Raw genomic sequence first — 15,538 nt, 5'->3', positions numbered from 1 at the left:
TCCCGGCCGCGTCCGGCGCGCGCCCGAGCAGCCCGAGATAGAGCTCGACGACCTGGCCCAGCGCCGTGCCGGCATCGTGCACGAGCGTGCCGAACAGGCTCTGGTAGGCGAGCGTATCGACGGTGACCGCGTTGCCCGTGACGCTCGCCGTGTTGCCGGCCGCGTCGGTGATGGACAGCGTGCTCGTGACGGAGCCGGCGAAGGCCGAGAGGTCGACGCTGAAGCGCCCGTCGGCCGCGACCGCGGCCGTGGTGCTGTGGGTGCCGTCGCTGAAGCTCGCCACCGCCTGCGCGTCCGCGTCGAGCCCCGCCCCACGGTGAAGGCGACCGCCCCCGCCTCGTTAGCGGTCGAGCAGCCCGTTCCCCGTCCCGTCCACGACGAGGGTCGCAGGAGCGCCGGCATCGGCCGTGGTGTCGAGGGTGAAGGTGAAGCTCGTCGGCGAGGAGAGCGAGGACGCCGCGCCTGATGAGTGCGGGCCTTCGCTCCAAAAAAGCCCGCCGCGGCGTGCCGGGCGGGCTGAGTGTCTTGGGAATGGGCGCGGTGTAGAGCGGCCGCGCGACGGTGGCGTGACGGGCTCGTTGCCACCGGGCCGGACTGAACCGTATCGGCGCCCGTTGCGCCGCGAGGGACGGTCGCCGCGTCCTCGCTGCGGCGCTCGCCGGGCTCAGACGCCGCGGGCGAGCTCCGTGGTGATGTGCTTCACGGACGGGGTGACGATCGCCACGAACTGCGCCTCGCGCAGCCGCCGGAACGCCTCCGCGCCCTCCAGATAGCCCCGCGCCCCGAGCTGGAGCATCCCGGCCTGGGCGGCCTCCAGCGCGAGCAGCGACACGTCGAGGCGCAGGCGCAGGATCTCCAGGAAGGCGCCGCGGCCGGTCTCGGCATGGACCTGCGCCGCCGCGGCGACGCGCTCCCGGAGGGCCTCGGCCCGCTCCTCGATCGCCTCCGGGCCGAGGGGCAGGAACCGCGCCTGCTCCCGGCCGCGGGCATCCTGCCGCATCATCGCGGCGACGCCTCTGGCGAGGCCGAGCCCCATGCCGGTCTGGAGCAGCACGAAGCCGTTACGGATGCGCGGCACGAAGGCGGCCGTATCCCCGGAGACGATGTCCTCGTCGGGGACGAAGGCGTCGCGGACCATCACCGTGTAGGTGCCGGTGCCTTCGAGCGCCACGAAGCGGGCGTTGGCGGAGATCGAGACCGCCTTGCCCCCGGCCTCGAACAGGCCCATCAGGCGGCGCCCGTCCGGAAGGGCGAAGATGCCGGCGAAGCGGTGGCCGGGGCCGAGGTTCGAGACCCAGGGCAGGCGCCCGCGCACCCGGTAGCCGTTGCCCTCCCGCCGGCCCTCCAGCGCCAGGGGCTCGATGCCTGCGAGCGCCTTCATCGGGTTCGAAAGGCCGGTGCCGCCGAGCGCCTCGCCGGACGCGACCGCCGCGAGGTGGCGGCGGGGGCCGGCCTCCTCGGAGCGGGCGAGGTACCAGGCGAGCGCGTCCTGGCACCAGACGCAGAAGGCCGTGGAGAGGCAGGCCTCGCCGACCAGGCCCATCGCGTCGACCGCGGCGAGGAGCCCCTCGCCAGCCTCCCCGAGATGATGGCCGAAGGCGCCCGATCCGCCGAGCGCCCGCAAGGCCGCCTCCGGGTAGGCGCCGGCATCGATCTCCGCGACGCGGGGGCGAAGCTCCTCGCGAACGACCTGATCGACCCCGCGAGGGGCGTCGGCGATGCGGGCGGTGGCGGCCATGGCCGGCCTCAGGCCCGCGACAGGGTGACGGCGACGGGGTTCTTCACGGTGTTGAGCACCGGGGACCACTGGCCGGCATGGGCTACGAGTTCGTCGAGCTCGGCTTCGGTCGCGCCCTCGACGTCGAGGCGGGCCTTGAGGCGGACAGTGGTGAGGCCGACCGCCTTCTCGCCGAGGTCGCCCGTGCCCCAGACCGAGGTGATGTTGATGTCGCCCTCGCTCTCGATCTCGATGCCCTTCACGGTCCAGCCGCGGGCGACCGCGTTGGCCTGGAGGCCCACCGCGACGCAGGTGCCGAGCGCGGCGAGCAGCGCCTCGGTCGGGTTCGGGGCGGTGTCGTCACCGAGCAGCCCCGGCGGCTCGTCGACGACGTGGGCGGGCAGGTCGCGGACGTAGTTGAGGTGGCGGAAGCGGCGGCCCTCCGCGATCGTCTTCGCCCGCACCGTGCGCACGGCGGTCGGGTCGGCCCGGCCCTTCTCGGAGAGGGCCCGGAGGCGGTCGCGGTCGATGGTCTCGAAGGTCTGGACGATCTCGCGGACTGGTGCGGTCATGGAAACATTCCTCAGGTGGCGGGGATCCAGCGGGCGCGGGCGGCGAGCCGCCCGAGCGCCGCGTCGAGGGCGTAGCCGATCAGGCCGATCAGCAGGACGAGGGCGGCGAGGCGGTCGTAGGAGAGGGTGTCGCGGGCGTCGTTGATGGCGTAGCCGAGCCCGCTCGTGACCCCGAGATACTCGGCCGGCACCAGCACGATCCAGGCGACGCCGAGCGCCAGCCGCAGGCCCGTCAGGATGTCCTGGAGGACCGCCGGCACCACCACGGTGCGCAGCGTCCCGAGCCAGCCGGCGCCGAGGTTGCGGGCGAGCGTCAGCCAGACCGGATCGACCCGCTTCACCCCGGCGGCGGTGGCGAACAGGATCGGCCAGATCGCGGCGGCCGCGATCAGGAAGACGATCGCCCCATCCCAGCTCGGGAAGGTCAGCACCGCGATCGGCATCCAGGCGAGCGGCGAGATCATGCGCAGGAGCTGGAAGGGCGGCTGCAGGGCCCGCTCCAGCAGCGGCAGCGAGCCGACGAGGAGACCCAGCGGCGCCCCGATCCCGAAGGCGAAGGCGAGGCCCTGGCCGATCCGCGACAGGCTCGGGGCCGCCGCCCGCCAGGCGTCGCCGCTGGCGACAAGCTCCCGGAAGGAGGCGAGCGCCGGCCCCGGCGCGAAGCCGGCGAAGGCCGCGTAGTTCGGCACGCTCTCGAGGATCAGCCCGCCGAGGAACCACAGGCCGAACAGGCCGCCGAGACCGAGGAGCGGCGCGACGGCCGCCGCGATCCGGCCGACGCCCAGCCGTCCGCGCGGGGCCGGCGCCGAGACCTCGGCCCGCGTCTCGATGTCGATCGCCGCCCGGACCGCGCCGCTCACAGGCTCAGCACCTCCTGGCGGGCGAGGCTCGCGGGCTCGGCGGCGCCGGGCCAGGCGGGATAGCGCTTCAGGGAGGCGGCGACGAAGCGGTCGTCCACGAGGTCGCGGGCGACGAAGTCGGGATCGAGCCCCTTCAGGAAGCCGGCATCGCCCTCGACCACCGTGCGCCCCATCGCCTCGACGATGAGCTTCGTCGCGGAGGGGTAGGGCCAGGGCTGGAAGTCGATGCGGCGCGCCGCCCAGTCCGGGTGGCGGATGGCGCCGCTCGCCTCGTAGCCCGGCCCGTAGTCGGTCATGGCCTTCACGACGACATCGGCCGGCATCGGCAGGTAGCCGCGGCCGTCCTTCGAGAGCAGCTTTGCGACCTCGTCGCGGTTCTCGATGCAGTAGGCCTGGGCGCGCACGATGGCGTCGACGGCCTTGCCGGTCCATTCCGGGTTGCCCGCGATCTGCCGCTCGTGGGCGACGACGACGCAGCAGGGATGGTTCTTCCAGATGTCGCCGGTGAAGCGCAGCATCCGCGCCCCGGCCTTGAGTTCCCCGAGCGCGTTGAAGGGCTCGGCGACGATGTAGCCGTCGATCTTGCCCGCGGCCAACGCCGCCGGCATCTCGGGGGGCGGCAGGATCTGGAGGGCGCACTCGCCCGCTCCCGCCTCGCCGCGGATCACCGGCGTCACCCCGGATTCACGCAGGGCATATTGCAGCACGACGTTGTGCATCGAGTACCAATAGGGCACCGCGACACGCTTGCCGGCCAAGCCCTTGAAGTCGGCGATGCCGCTCCTGCCGCCGACGACGATCCCCGAGCCGTTGGTGTGGGCCCAGGCCAGCACCTTGACCGGGAATTTGTTGTTGTAGCGCATCCAGACGGGGATGGGCTTGAGCAGGTGGGCGAGGTTGAACTTGCCCGCCGCGAAGCCCTCGACCAGCGCCGACCAGCTCCGCACCGGCGTCGGCTCCGCGACCTTGAGCCCGGCTTCCTCGAAGAACCCCTTGGCGTGGGCGACGAGGAGCGCGGTGGCGTCGGTGATCGGCAGGTAGCCGATGCGCACGGTCTCGTCCTCCGCCGCGTGCACCGCCCCTCCGGAGAGCCCCAGCGCGCCGCCGCCGAGCAGCGCCGCGAGGCCGCCGCGGGCGAGCGCGTCGAGGGTGTCCCGGCGCGTCCAGTCGGCGCGGGTCCACTCGTGCGTCCAGAGGGCGGAGAGATCGTCGGGAGCGGTCATCGGGGTCTCGGGTGAGGGAGAAAGATCAGGCCGCCGCGCGGGAGGCCGCGCCGAGGCGGCGGCGCAGCGTCTCCCCGGCCTCGGGCCCGAGGGGAAAGTCGTCGGCGATGCGGGCGGGCGACCCTTCGAGCACCACGGCGCGCTCGGCCAGGGCCGCCACGTCGGCAAGGTCGTGCGTGACGACGATCAGGGTCAGCCCACGCGCTTTCGCCAGGCGCAGCACGTCGGCGCGCAGCGAGGACCGCATCTCCGGATCGAGGGCGGAGAAGGGTTCGTCGAGGAGCAGGATGCGGGGCTCGCTCGCGAGCGCCCGGGCGAGCGCGACCCGCTGCTGCTGGCCGCCCGAGAGTTGGTGGGGCTTCGCCTCGACGCGCTCGGCGAGGCCGAGATCATCGAGGAGACGGCGCGCCTGCGCCGTGCAGCCGGCCCGGTCGCGGCCGAGGCGGCCGGAGAGGCGAGCGGGCAGGAGCACGTTGTCGAGCACGGATCCCCAGGGCAGCAGGGCGGGGCGCTGGAACATCACCGTGCAGCCGGGGACCGGGCCGCGCACGGGCGCGCCGTCGAGCAGCACCCGGCCGGCGCCGGGCGCGACCAGCCCCGCCAGGATCTGAAGGAGGGTCGACTTGCCGACCCCCGAGCGGCCGAGAATGCCGACCCGCTCTCCCGCCGCCACGGCGAGGTCGAGGCGCTCGAACACCGGGCTCGGACCGTACCGATAGGCGACGGCCTCCAGGGCCAGACGGGGGCTCAAGCTCGACATCGATCCACGGCTTCGGCCCGACGCGAACGCCGTCGGCCGCGGGGGGCGGCCGGCGTTCCGATCGGTACGCTCGAAGCTGCACGGGCGCAGAGCCGATGGCAATGGATGCAGAATCCAAACATCTCGCCCGGACAGGAAGGAACATCTCGAAAGAGGCGCAAGATCAGAACGGGAATTCCGCTCCGCGCCGAGATGCGCATCGAGCAAGATCTTCGGTGATCCTCTCGCGGAAGATCGTCGCGCGATCGCACCCGGCGGCTCGAGGCCGGGAGGTGGTCTCGCGAGAGCGGGACATGGGGCGGCGGTCAGCGGGCGGGAGGGCGGGCGGCTGCGCCCTCTGCCGCCACGTCCGGGCGCGGGTCGGCGGTGAAGCCGTCGCGGTTCGGCATGGCGACCTTCGGCAGGGCGACGGCGTCGAGGCGGGCATCCCCGGGCAGCAGGCCGTTGAGGTGCAGGACGTAGGCGCTTACGGCGTAGACCTCGTCGGGCGCGAGCGACTGGGGCGCGTCGAAGGGCATCGCCCGGCGCACGTAGTCGAACAGCGTCGTCGCGTAGGGCCAGTAGCTGCCGACCGTGCGCAGCGGCTTGGCGTCGGTCAGGCTGCCGGTCCCGCCCGCGAGCGCCTCGGCGGCGGCCCCCTGGCCGCGATCGCCGTGACAGCTCGCGCAGCGCGCCGCGAACAGGACCGCTCCCTCGCGGACGCTGCCGCTTCCCGGCGGCAGGCCCCGTCCGTCCGGCCGCGCCTCGATGTCCCAGGCGGCGATCGTCTCCGGTGCTGCCGGTCGGCCGACGCCGAAAGGCCCCTGGCTCTGGGCATGGGCGGGGCCGCCGAGGCCGATGGCGAGCGCCGTCAGCAGAAGCTCAGGCCGCATGGCGCACCGCTCCGTCCGCCGCGACGCTCCAGCCGAAGACCGCGTTGTTGTGGTAGTAGGACCGCGTGCCGCGCACCGCGACCAGGGCCTCGCGGCTCGGCTGGACGTAGCCGGTCTCGTCCCGCGCCCGGCTCAGCAGCTTCGCCGGGCCGCCCTCCCAGCGCCAGGGCAGGCGGAAGCGGGTGAGGCAGCGCGGCAGCACCGGCCCTTCGAGCCGCGCCGGCTCCCAGCGCGCGCCGCCATCCGTCGAGACATCGACGCCGACGATCCGTCCCCTTCCGGTCCAGGCGAGCCCGCGGATCTCGTGAAACCCCGGTCCGCGCAGGGCTTGCCCGCCCGAGGGCGACGTGATCACCGATTTCGCCTCCATCACGAACGTGAACTGCCGCGCGGTGCCGTCGGGCATCAGGTCGGTGTATTTCGAGGTCTCCTCGCGGGTCTGGAAAGGCCGGTCGCCGACCTTCAGCCGGCGCAGCCACTTGATGCTGAGGTTCCCCTCGAGCCCCGGCAGGAACAGGCGCAGGGGGTAGCCCTGCTCGGGCCGCAGCCGCTCGCCGTTCTGCGCGTAGGCGAGGATCGCGCCGTCGAGAGCCGCATCGAGGGGGATCGAGCGGCTCATGGCGCAGGCATCCGCCCCCTCGGCGAGGATCCAGGCGGCGCCGGGCTTCACGCCGACCTCGGCGAGCAGCGTCGCGAGCTCGACGCCGGTCCACTCGGCGCAGGAGATCAGGCCGTGGCTGTCCTGCACCGTCCAGCCCGCCTTGGCGCCGACCCAGGGGGTGTTGCCCGAACATTCGAGGAAGTGCAGCCGCGACACCGCCGGCAGGCGCAGCAGGTCGTCCATGGTGAGGACGAGCGGGCGCTCGACGAGGCCGTGCACGACGAGACGGTGCCGGTCCGGATCGACCGCCGGGATGCCGGCGTGATGGCGCTCGAAGTGCAGTCCGTTCGGCGTGAGGATGCCGTGCAGGCCTTGAAGCGGCGTCACGGTGGAGGTCGCGCCGGGAAAGGCCGGCGGCAGCCGGGGGTAGCGGGCGAGCGTCTCGCCCGGCGCCGGGCGCCCGTAGCCCGGCGCGTTGACGCCCTGCTCCCGCGTCCAGGCCGGCACGTCGAGGGGCGCGCCGTCCCTCGCGAGCGCGCCCGTGGCACCGGCGCCGGCCAGCGTGCCTCCGGCGAGCCGCAGGAAGGCGCGGCGGTTCTCCGATCGCATCGGCCGGCCCCTATCGCGCGGCCGGCACGGCCGCCGCCTCGGCCCGGACGGCCTCGAAGAAGCGCGGGTCGAACAAGCCTTCCGTCGAGGGCGCCGCGTCGCCAAGGCCGAGGGTGGCCTGGAAGGCGAGCATCGCCTGCGTGGATTGGACGATGCCGGCCGGGTCGGCGGCGAACTGCGTGGCCGGCGAGGCGAGCGCCCTGGCGAGCGTCTCCCGCGTGACGATGCCCTTGCCGAGCGCCACCTCGACCGCCGGCACGGCCCGCTCGGGCTCGCGCTTGAGGAGATCGACGGCGCGCGCGATCGCCCGGACGAGGCCGCGCACCGCCGCCGGGTTCTGCTCCAGGAAGGCGCCGCGCACGGCGACCACCGTGCCGGGCTGCCCTGGGAAGAGGTCGTTGCCGCCGGCGATCAGGCGGATGCCGGGGTTGCGCTCGCGGATGATGGTGAGGCCGGGCTCGCGCACCGTCGCCCCGTCGACCGCGCCCGACAGGATCGCCTGCTGCGCGGCGTCGATGCCGAGCGTCACGATCTGCACGTCCGCCGGGTCGACCTTGTGCAGCTCCCGCAGCCAGTAGGCGAGGTTGGTGTAGGGGATCGAGCCCGGCGGCTGCGTGGCGATCCTGGCCGGGCGGCCGGTCTGCTCGCGGAAGCGTCGGAAGGCCGTGGCCGGCGGGGTACCGTCGCCCGCGAGCGCCGCCAGCTTCGCGCCCGCCACGAGCACGTTCTCGCCGACCGCCGTCGCCGCTACCACCCGCAGGTCGACGCCCCGCCCGCGGCCGATCGCGGCCGGCGTGATGCCGGCGACGTAGACGTCGAGGGTGCCGCTCGCCGCCGCCTGGACGGCGTTCGGCCCGGAATCGAAGAGGGCGATCGTCGGCTTGAGGCCGGCTTCCGCGAGCCAGCCCTCCCGCTCGGCCACGAAGATCGGCGCCGCGCCGAGCACGGGGATCGCCCCGATCCGGATCGGGACGCTCGAGGCCGCGCCCTCCTGCGCCAGGGCGGCGGCCGGAAGCGCGAGCGCGGCCCAGAGAAGAAGCATCCACGATCCGAGCTTGGCGCGCATGAGAACTCTATTTTCCGGCGATATCGGGCAATATCTATTTGGATATACTTGCATTATGACTTGTTGAGCGCGAGCAGCAAGACATTTGATCGGAACGGGCCTATAGCCCGCCGGCAACGATCCGGACGGAGACGCGCGTGACGCAGCACGGGGACGAGCGCCGGGCGAGGCTCGGCGAGCACGTGGCGCCGGCCGGCCTCTACGAGGCGATCAAGGCGCGCCCCTTCCTCGGCACGGTCTCGTGCAGCCACGACGCGGCCGTCGCGGGAAGCTGGCAGGAGGTGGTGCTGACCTACGAGGTCGGCGCCTGCGGGATCGCGGACGGCGCCACCTTCAAGGCGACCTTCAAGTTCTACTCGGACTGGGCGCCCTTCCAGACCGCGGACCCGCTGGCGGCGAACTATGTCAGCGCCGAGTACGAGGCCGGCCCGCTCCTGCCCGGCCAGTCGCCGGCCACCGTGCAGTCGCTCAGCGTGCGCTTTGACCAGAAGGGGCACGAGCGGCCCTTCCAGAAGGCGGTGATCGTCGACGTGGTCGACGGCTACCTTAACGCCGGGGACCGCATCGTCATCCGCCTCGGCGACCGCCGGGCGGGCGGGCCCGGCACCCGGATCCAGACCTTCGTCGAGGACGGCTTCCGGTTCCGCTGCTACGTCGACCCGCTCGGGACCTCCCGCTACGTCGCCGTGCCCGGCGACCCCGTGCTGAAGATCGTCGCCGGGCCGCCGGAGCGCGTGCAGCTCGCCGCCCCGCGCTTCGTGACGGACGGCGGAACGGCGCCGCTCACCGTGGCGCTCCTCGACCGCTGGGGCAACGTCGCCCGCGACCGGGGCGGCGCCGTCGAGGTCCGTGCCTTTGCCGGTGAGATATCCGTCTACGAGCGCGCCCATCCCTTGCCGGAGGAGGGCTGGGCCCGCCTGCGGATCGAGGACCTGCCGCCGGTCTCCGGCGAGCACCGGATCGTCGTCACCGCCCCCGGCCTTCGCGGCGTGCCGGGGGGCGAGGCCTTCGTGACGGGACTGGCGGACTCACCCGTCCCCCGCGCCCTCTACGGCGACCTCCACGTCCACGCCCACGACACGGTCGGCACCAACAGCCCGGCCTACAATGCGGCCTACGCCCGCGACGTCGCCGGGGTCGACGTCTACGGCTACACCGCCAACGACTTCCAGATCACCGACGAGGCTTGGCGCCAGGGCGTCGAGGTGGTCCGGGATTTCGACGCGGCCGGCCGCTTCGTCGCCTACGCGGTGCAGGAATGGTGCGGCAGCTCGACGGCGGGCGGCGACCATCAGGTCATCTTCCTCGGCGACGCGACGCCGGGCTTCCCCTTCAACGACAAGGGCGAGCACAACCGCACCTTCCTCTGGAACGACAGCATGGGAAGCGCCGGCGTCGAGGTCGGCCGCTGGCCCGTCGAGGACCTCTGGGCGGCCTATGCCGACGACCCGGAGGGGCATCTCGTGATCCCCCATGTCGGCGGCCGCCGCTACATTCCCGACTGGCACCATCCGGAGCTGGAGCGCCTCGTCGAGATCGCCTCCGCCTGGGGGCATTTCGACTGGCTCTACCGGGACGTGATCGCCCGGGGCTACCGGCTCGGCGTCTGCGCCAACGGCGACGAGCATCGCGGGCGGCCGGGCGGCGGCGCGCCGGGCGTTCAGGTCTTCGGGGTGCGGGGCGGCCTCACCGGCATCCTCGCCGAGAGCCTCGACCGGCGCTCGGTCGGGCGGGCGCTGCGGGCGCGGCGCACCTTCGCGACGACGGGCGAGCGCAGCGCGCTCCTCGTGCGCTGCGGAGAGCACCTCCAGGGAGACGCCTTCGACCATGCCGGTCTCGCCCGGCTCGACTACCGCTTCCTCGGCGAGGCGGGCTGGGAGGAGTTCACTGCCCACGACCATACCGGGGAGATCTGGCGGCGCGATCTCCACGCGGAGCTCGGCCACTCGGAGCGCCTCGTGCGCCTGCGCTGGGGCGGCGCGCGCATCCGCGACCGCTACCGCTGGGCCGCCTGGGAGGGCCGCATCCGCATCCTCAACGGCACCATCCGCCGCATCGTCCCGCGGGGCTTCGAGCACACCGAGGAGACGGCCTGGCGGGCAGGCCCCACCGAGATCGCCTTCCGCTCCGATACCTACGGCGACAGCGACGCCATCGAGATCGACATCGGCGACCTCGCGCAGTGCCGCCTGCTGATCGAGGGCACGATCGGCGGCTTCGTGAAGGTCGGCGACCCGCGCCGCCCGGCTCCCTTCGTCCACGCGCCGGACTTCCACTGGGAGTGCACCGGCCGCGAGTTGTTGGAGCGGGGCGCGCTGCGGCTCGACCTCGGCGGCACGGAGCTGTTCCTGGCCCTCGAGCGGCTCACCGAACGGACGCTGCCCCGGGACGTCGCCGGAACGATCGAGATCGCCCCGGAGAACGCCGCCTTCGGCCACCGGCCCGTCTACCTCTCCGGCCGCCAGCGCGACGGCAGCCGCGTCTGGTCATCGGCGCATTTCATTCGTTTTGTGTGATCCATCCGGAGGGGCATTCGTCAAAGCCCCAGCACGCTCTGCCGTGCTTGGGCTCTCTCCCCCGGCCGACCCCGCCCTGGCGACCCGCCCGCGCAGGGCCGCGGACGAACGGCGGGGCAGGGGGCGGCGCGCCGCCGGACGTCGGCCTCAGGCCCCGATGACCCGCTCGTCGAGCTTCCGGTCCACGGTCCGGACCGTGCCGTCGATCTCGGCGTTCGGGGCGCCGAGCTGGTGCGAGATCAGCTTCACGAGCAGGTCGACGCGCTCGATGAAGGGCGCCCCGTTGGCCACGGCCCGCGCCGCGGAGGAGGGCTTCAGCAGGCTCTCGGCCGCCTTGGCGTACTTCTCGAACGGGACCTGATCCGCCGCGTCGGCCCCGAGCTGCCGGGCGATGGCGTCGACGTGGTCGTAGATCGCCCGCGAACGCCCGAGGTCGCCGTGGACGGCGTCGCGGATCGACTGCGGCTCACCGGGGGTGATGCAGCGGTAGTTGCCCGTGAGCAGCATCGACCACTTGGCCAGCGGCACGAACAGCGAGTCGAACACCTTGAGCTTGACCGGCACGTCCTGCCCGTCGAGGCGCACGGCGTCGATATCCGCCTCGAGCTCCCGCAGGATCCGGTTGTGGCCCTCGTCGGCGAAGGTCGCCGCCTTGAAGTTCGTCGGCAGCCCGACATGGAGGACGTTGGCGCCTTCCTCGGGCGGCCGGAAGGCCTGCGGATCGGGCGAGCAGAGCGACATCAGGCCGGGCTCGAAGCGGTCCCAGACGCCAGCGTTGGTGTAGGCGTCCTCGAGATCCATGGCCGCCAGCGCCGGGATGCGCTTCAGGTAGGGCAGGGGTGGCATGTTCATGATCGAGAGGCAGGGCAGCTTCGCCTCGGCGATCCTGATCATCAGCACGCGGATCGTGTGGTTGGTGTATTGCGGCTCCTGCATGGCGAGGCCGACGAGGTCGTAGCGGGACACGTCCACCTTCTCCGGCGGCACCGCGTCGAGCGTCCCGGGCAGGTCGCGCGAATGGATCGAGCGGTGCTCCGGCTCGTCGCGCAGCTTGATCCGGACCTGCGTCCCCTGCTGGTTGATGAGGTCCGCGGTCTTCCGGCGGCAGACCAGCGTCACGTTGTGGCCGGCCATCAGCAGCTTGGTCGCCAGGAGGGAGCCGTAGGAGGCTCCCAGGATCAGAACGTTTCTCGGCATCTGCGTCCTCCCCAACGTCAAATCGATGTTTTTCGTTGTTTACCAAGCCGATACGCAGAGCGTCCGGGCAGCGGTCTTGATGGCGGGCATTCGGCCGAAAAGCAACTCCGATCCAGTCCGCACGCGGCGATCCGGCCGAAGGCCGGCGAAGGGTCCGGCCCGCTCCGCGGGCCGCTACGAGGCGGCGAGGCGGCGCCGGGTGTCGGACACGGCCGAGCGGGCGGTCTCGATGACGATGGTCGCGGCCGACATGGTCTGCGCGTTCGGCTCCCGGTCCCGGGCGTAGCGGGCGACATCGGCCGCCAGCCCGTTGATCTCCTCGTTGAGCGCGAGAAGCTCGGACCTGTCCGTGCTCGCTCGGGCGGCCTGCACGATGTCGAGCAGCCGGTCCATGATCTCGTCGATCCGTTCGCGGCGCAGGCCCGCCAGCCGCTGGCGGATCCAGGCCAGCATCGAGACGAGGCCGCCGGCGATGGCGCCGAGCAGGTAGAGCGTATCGCCGTACCGGTCGACGAAGCCGTGCTGCTCGCGCTCGAAGTAGTCGAGGGCGCCCGGATGGATCGGAACGCGCGCGCTCGTCGCCGCGGCGGTCGTGTCGTAGGCGGGCGCCTGGACGTACTCGGCGGCCGCCGTCGCCTGGGCCGCCGCCGAGCGCTTCTCGAAGAGCTGCTGGGTCACGTCGGCGGCGAGCGCCCGGCCGAGCGAGGCGCGGGCCATCAGGCGATAGGAGGCGCCGACGGTCTTCACGTCGTCGCCGGGAAGCTTCGGGTCGCCCCCGAACAAGCCGCCGGGGATGGTGACCGACTGCAGGCGCGGGAAGCGCTCGATCATGGCGCCGTCGTCCTCCACGGCGACGAAGGCCACCTTGCCGGTGCGGGACACGGAGCGCACGGCGGCGACGATCGCGAGCGCCTTCGGCGCGGACGGGGCGATGATGCTGACGAAGGCGTCGATCCGGTGCTCCCGGAACGCGGCGGCGACCGCCTCCTGGTCGATGGTGACGAGGCCGACCGAGCGCTCCTTCACCGGGCCGCCGCCCGCCTCCTCCTCCAGGTTCAGGCCGTAGTAGCCGAGGACGCTCTTCAGGACGGAGAAGTCCGCGTCCCGGTGCGCCGCGATCCCGAGCCGTTTGCCGGAGAGCTTCGCGAAGGTCCTGATCCCCGCCGGCTCGGGCGAGACCAGCATCATCGCCTGATCGCGCAGGATGGCCAGCGTCAGTCCGCTGGTCGGGAGCAGCACGTCGGGCCGCACGACCGCCAGGTCGGCGCGCCCGTCCTGCAGGGCCGCGGCGCTCTCGCGCACGTCGTCGAAGGACAGGATCCTGAACCGGATGCCCTCGTCCGACCTCTCCAGGGCGTCGGCGTAGGCCTTGATGAGCTCCGGCTCGGTCCCGTCCCGGGGCGCGACGGCGATCGTCAGGACGGTGGCCTGGAGGAGGTACCAGGCGGCGAACCCGCCCGCGGCCAGCACGGCGACGGCCGCGACGATCAGCGCTTCCCGCCGGAGGAGCCAGGCCAGCGCGGATCGTGTTGCCATCGGGTCGAGACGCTACCGGCAGCCGAGGAGGGTCCGTGCCGATGTAGAGCCTGGCCGGCATCCTTCCACGGGCCAGAGGCGGGAAGCGCGGGCGCTCGGTCCGCGCGAATCTCCGACGGTCCGCGCGGCGCCGGCTCCGCTCGCCGCGGGGGACCCTCGGAGCCCTCGCCCCCGGGCGCGGGCCGGTGTCTGGCGACGGCCGGGTCAGGCCCGGCGCGCGCGCCGGCGTCGGCAGGCCTTCGGGGGGCGCAGCCCGAGGCGGTGCAGGGCCGCGTGCATGGCGGTGAGGCTGACTGTCAGCCCGTGCCGGCTGCGCAGGAGGCCGCACAGGGCCGCCAGCGTCATGTCCGGCCGATCCTGCAAGGCCGCCCGCAGGGTCGCCGCGTGGGTGTCGATCGCCGATCGCTTGTATCCGCCGATCTTTCCGGGCTCGAGGCTTCCCGTCTCCGTCACCCGCTTCAGGAGGCGCTGGGCGGTGGCGACGCTGACGCCGTGCCGCTCGGCGACGGCGCGGCGCGTCGCCCCCGCCTGGACCTCGTTGATGATGCTGACGCGCAGTTCGATGCAGACGGGAGAAGGCATCAACGCACCTCTATGGAAGCGGGGCTCGTGGACGGGCGGCGGCCTCGAGGGCGCCGGGCGTTCGACCGGCCCGATGCGCGGAGATCGAGCGCCCGGCGCATGCGGCTACTTGAACAGGTTCAGGAGGCCGCCCGGCTCGGCGTAGACGCCCGGCGTGGCGGTGGAGGCCTGCCAGGTGATCGTGCCGATGACCGCGGAGCCGCACCACCGGGAGGTGCCGCCGTTGAGGAAGCCGCGGTAGTCGCCGGTGAAGTTGAAGCACTCCGTCGGCTTCAGGCTGGTGTCGTGGTAGCGGACGTCCAGCACGAGGTTCTTGTAGGTGTAGGACAGGCCGACGTTGCCGTAGAGGTAGCTCGCCAGGTTGACGACGGGGAAGCGTCCCGTGGCCGGATTGAACGGGCCGGTGGCGGAGGTCTTGGCGGCGCCCAGGGTGAAGTAGCCGAGCTCGCTCGAGATGGCGAAGCCGCCCGCATAGGCCTCCGGCAGGAACGAGAACCAGGACGCCGGCAGCGTGTAGGCCATCGTGCCGGAGGCGTAGGTGCTGACCGCGTGCGTCCCGAAGAAGTTCGGCGAGTGGAAGACGTTGGCGCCGAGAACGAGCGCGTCGGTCGCCTGGTAGAGGACCTTGCCGGCCCCTTCGTAGAAGTCTGAGTTGGCCTGGGTGATCGGGAAGGGCGTGCCGATGGCGTCGAAGCCGAACCGGCGGGTCTCGTTCGGGTAGAAGTAGTACAGGATGCCGAGATCGAAGCTGAACTTGTCCCAGGTCGGCCGGATGCCGGCCATGAGATCGAACTCGAAGTCCGGCTGGGTCGGCAGGCGGGTCTGCAGGGTCGCGAGGCCCGCATAGGCGAAGTTGTTGAAGAACTGCGCCTCGAAGAACGTCTGGTAGCTGCCCTGCAGGTTCGACTGCGAGACGCCGCGGAAGTTGTAGTCCGTCGCGTAGCGGGTGAAGAACGAGAAGCCGATCAGCGGGTCGGGCGCCTTGGCCTCGGCGGGCATCTCCTTCGGCGCCGGCATGTCGGCGGCCTCGGCCGGCGCACAGGCCAGCACGCCGAAGGCGAGCAACGGGCCGGCGATGAATGATCTCGTCATGAGGCGAACTCCGGTAGAAAGATCAACGCAGCCGTCGATTGATCCTCGTCGACCGTTCTCGCTGCATCTCTATGATCACTCGTCATTCCTATTCTTAACAAGAACAACTTTCTGGCACCTGCACAAATTCTAACCCGATCCTATTCTGTCATCTTATATGTAACAATTATGCAACTTCGATCCAAGGCAATAGTCTCCACTGCGGCGAGACGTTTCTTGCGTCTCGCCGGTCGTTCCTGCTGGAGCGCGACGGCCGGGCCTCGGGGTCGGGCCATGGCGGCAGGGAGGCGTATCCGGTGGCGATCACTCCGCATCGGGCATGGCTGCGGCTCCGA

At 72.3% G+C, this 15,538-nt stretch carries 14 protein-coding genes; 1 reads left to right on the top strand and 13 read right to left on the bottom strand.

Annotated elements, in window-relative coordinates; genetic code table 11:
* The 9 genes from MFF04_RS10830 to MFF04_RS10790 form a co-directional block, all read right to left on the bottom strand.
* On the bottom strand, nucleotides 1-283 hold a 283-nt coding region (locus tag MFF04_RS10830), incomplete at its 3' end, for a hypothetical protein (RefSeq protein ID WP_238275741.1).
* Between the two features lie 381 nt (nucleotides 284-664).
* Nucleotides 665-1,738, bottom strand: coding sequence for an acyl-CoA dehydrogenase family protein (locus MFF04_RS10825; RefSeq protein ID WP_238275740.1), 1,074 nt, complete (start codon nucleotides 1,736-1,738; stop codon nucleotides 665-667).
* Between the two features lie 8 nt (nucleotides 1,739-1,746).
* Entirely contained in the window at nucleotides 1,747-2,289 is a 543-nt protein-coding gene (locus tag MFF04_RS10820) for an OsmC family protein (RefSeq protein WP_238275739.1), read from the bottom strand.
* 11 nt (nucleotides 2,290-2,300) lie between these two features.
* Nucleotides 2,301-3,149, bottom strand: coding sequence for an ABC transporter permease (locus tag MFF04_RS10815; RefSeq protein ID WP_238275738.1), 849 nt, complete (start codon nucleotides 3,147-3,149; stop codon nucleotides 2,301-2,303).
* Nucleotides 3,146-4,372 (bottom strand): ABC transporter substrate-binding protein, encoded by a 1,227-nt coding sequence (locus MFF04_RS10810; protein ID WP_238275736.1) that lies wholly within the window; start codon nucleotides 4,370-4,372, stop codon nucleotides 3,146-3,148. The genes MFF04_RS10815 and MFF04_RS10810 overlap by 4 nt, the downstream gene beginning before the upstream one ends.
* Nucleotides 4,373-4,397: 25 nt before the next feature.
* Complete coding sequence (locus MFF04_RS10805) at nucleotides 4,398-5,132, bottom strand: ABC transporter ATP-binding protein (protein ID WP_238275734.1); 735 nt, start codon at nucleotides 5,130-5,132, stop codon at nucleotides 4,398-4,400.
* A 305-nt stretch (nucleotides 5,133-5,437) separates the two neighbouring features.
* Nucleotides 5,438-6,004 carry a c-type cytochrome gene (locus MFF04_RS10800; protein ID WP_238275733.1) on the bottom strand — a complete coding sequence of 189 codons (567 nt, stop codon included), beginning with the start codon at nucleotides 6,002-6,004 and terminating at the stop codon, nucleotides 5,438-5,440.
* The gene (gene soxC, locus MFF04_RS10795) at nucleotides 5,994-7,214 is read right to left on the bottom strand and encodes a sulfite dehydrogenase (protein WP_238275732.1); all 1,221 of its coding nucleotides are present in this window, start codon (nucleotides 7,212-7,214) and stop codon (nucleotides 5,994-5,996) included. The genes MFF04_RS10800 and soxC overlap by 11 nt, the downstream gene beginning before the upstream one ends.
* A gap of 10 nt (nucleotides 7,215-7,224) precedes the next feature.
* A complete protein-coding gene (locus tag MFF04_RS10790; protein WP_373320008.1) occupies nucleotides 7,225-8,280 on the bottom strand; it encodes an ABC transporter substrate-binding protein in 1,056 nt (351 codons plus the stop codon).
* Nucleotides 8,281-8,417: 137 nt separating this feature from the next.
* On the opposite strand from MFF04_RS10790, the gene MFF04_RS10785 reads away from it, so the two are divergent.
* Nucleotides 8,418-10,796, top strand: a complete 2,379-nt coding sequence (locus MFF04_RS10785; protein WP_238275731.1) for a hypothetical protein — start codon at nucleotides 8,418-8,420, stop codon at nucleotides 10,794-10,796.
* A gap of 147 nt (nucleotides 10,797-10,943) precedes the next feature.
* Here the strand turns inward: MFF04_RS10785 and MFF04_RS10780 are convergent, their stop codons facing one another.
* From MFF04_RS10780 to MFF04_RS10765, 4 genes are all read right to left on the bottom strand, one after another.
* Complete coding sequence (locus MFF04_RS10780; RefSeq protein WP_238275730.1) at nucleotides 10,944-11,993, bottom strand: ketopantoate reductase family protein; 1,050 nt, start codon at nucleotides 11,991-11,993, stop codon at nucleotides 10,944-10,946.
* A 174-nt stretch (nucleotides 11,994-12,167) separates the two neighbouring features.
* Nucleotides 12,168-13,529: a TAXI family TRAP transporter solute-binding subunit gene (locus tag MFF04_RS10775; RefSeq protein ID WP_238275729.1), complete on the bottom strand. Its 1,362-nt coding sequence runs from the start codon at nucleotides 13,527-13,529 to the stop codon at nucleotides 12,168-12,170.
* 204 nt (nucleotides 13,530-13,733) lie between these two features.
* Nucleotides 13,734-14,111, bottom strand: a complete 378-nt coding sequence (locus tag MFF04_RS10770; RefSeq protein ID WP_238275728.1) for a helix-turn-helix domain-containing protein — start codon at nucleotides 14,109-14,111, stop codon at nucleotides 13,734-13,736.
* 105 nt (nucleotides 14,112-14,216) lie between these two features.
* Nucleotides 14,217-15,203 (bottom strand): TorF family putative porin, encoded by a 987-nt coding sequence (locus MFF04_RS10765; RefSeq protein WP_238275726.1) that lies wholly within the window; start codon nucleotides 15,201-15,203, stop codon nucleotides 14,217-14,219.
* Between the last annotated feature and the right edge of the window lie 335 nt (nucleotides 15,204-15,538).

This window comes from Methylobacterium jeotgali, assembly GCF_022179345.1.
GTDB classification, from domain to species: domain Bacteria; phylum Pseudomonadota; class Alphaproteobacteria; order Rhizobiales; family Beijerinckiaceae; genus Methylobacterium; species Methylobacterium jeotgali.
This window is presented reverse-complemented; position numbering and strand designations above follow the sequence as displayed.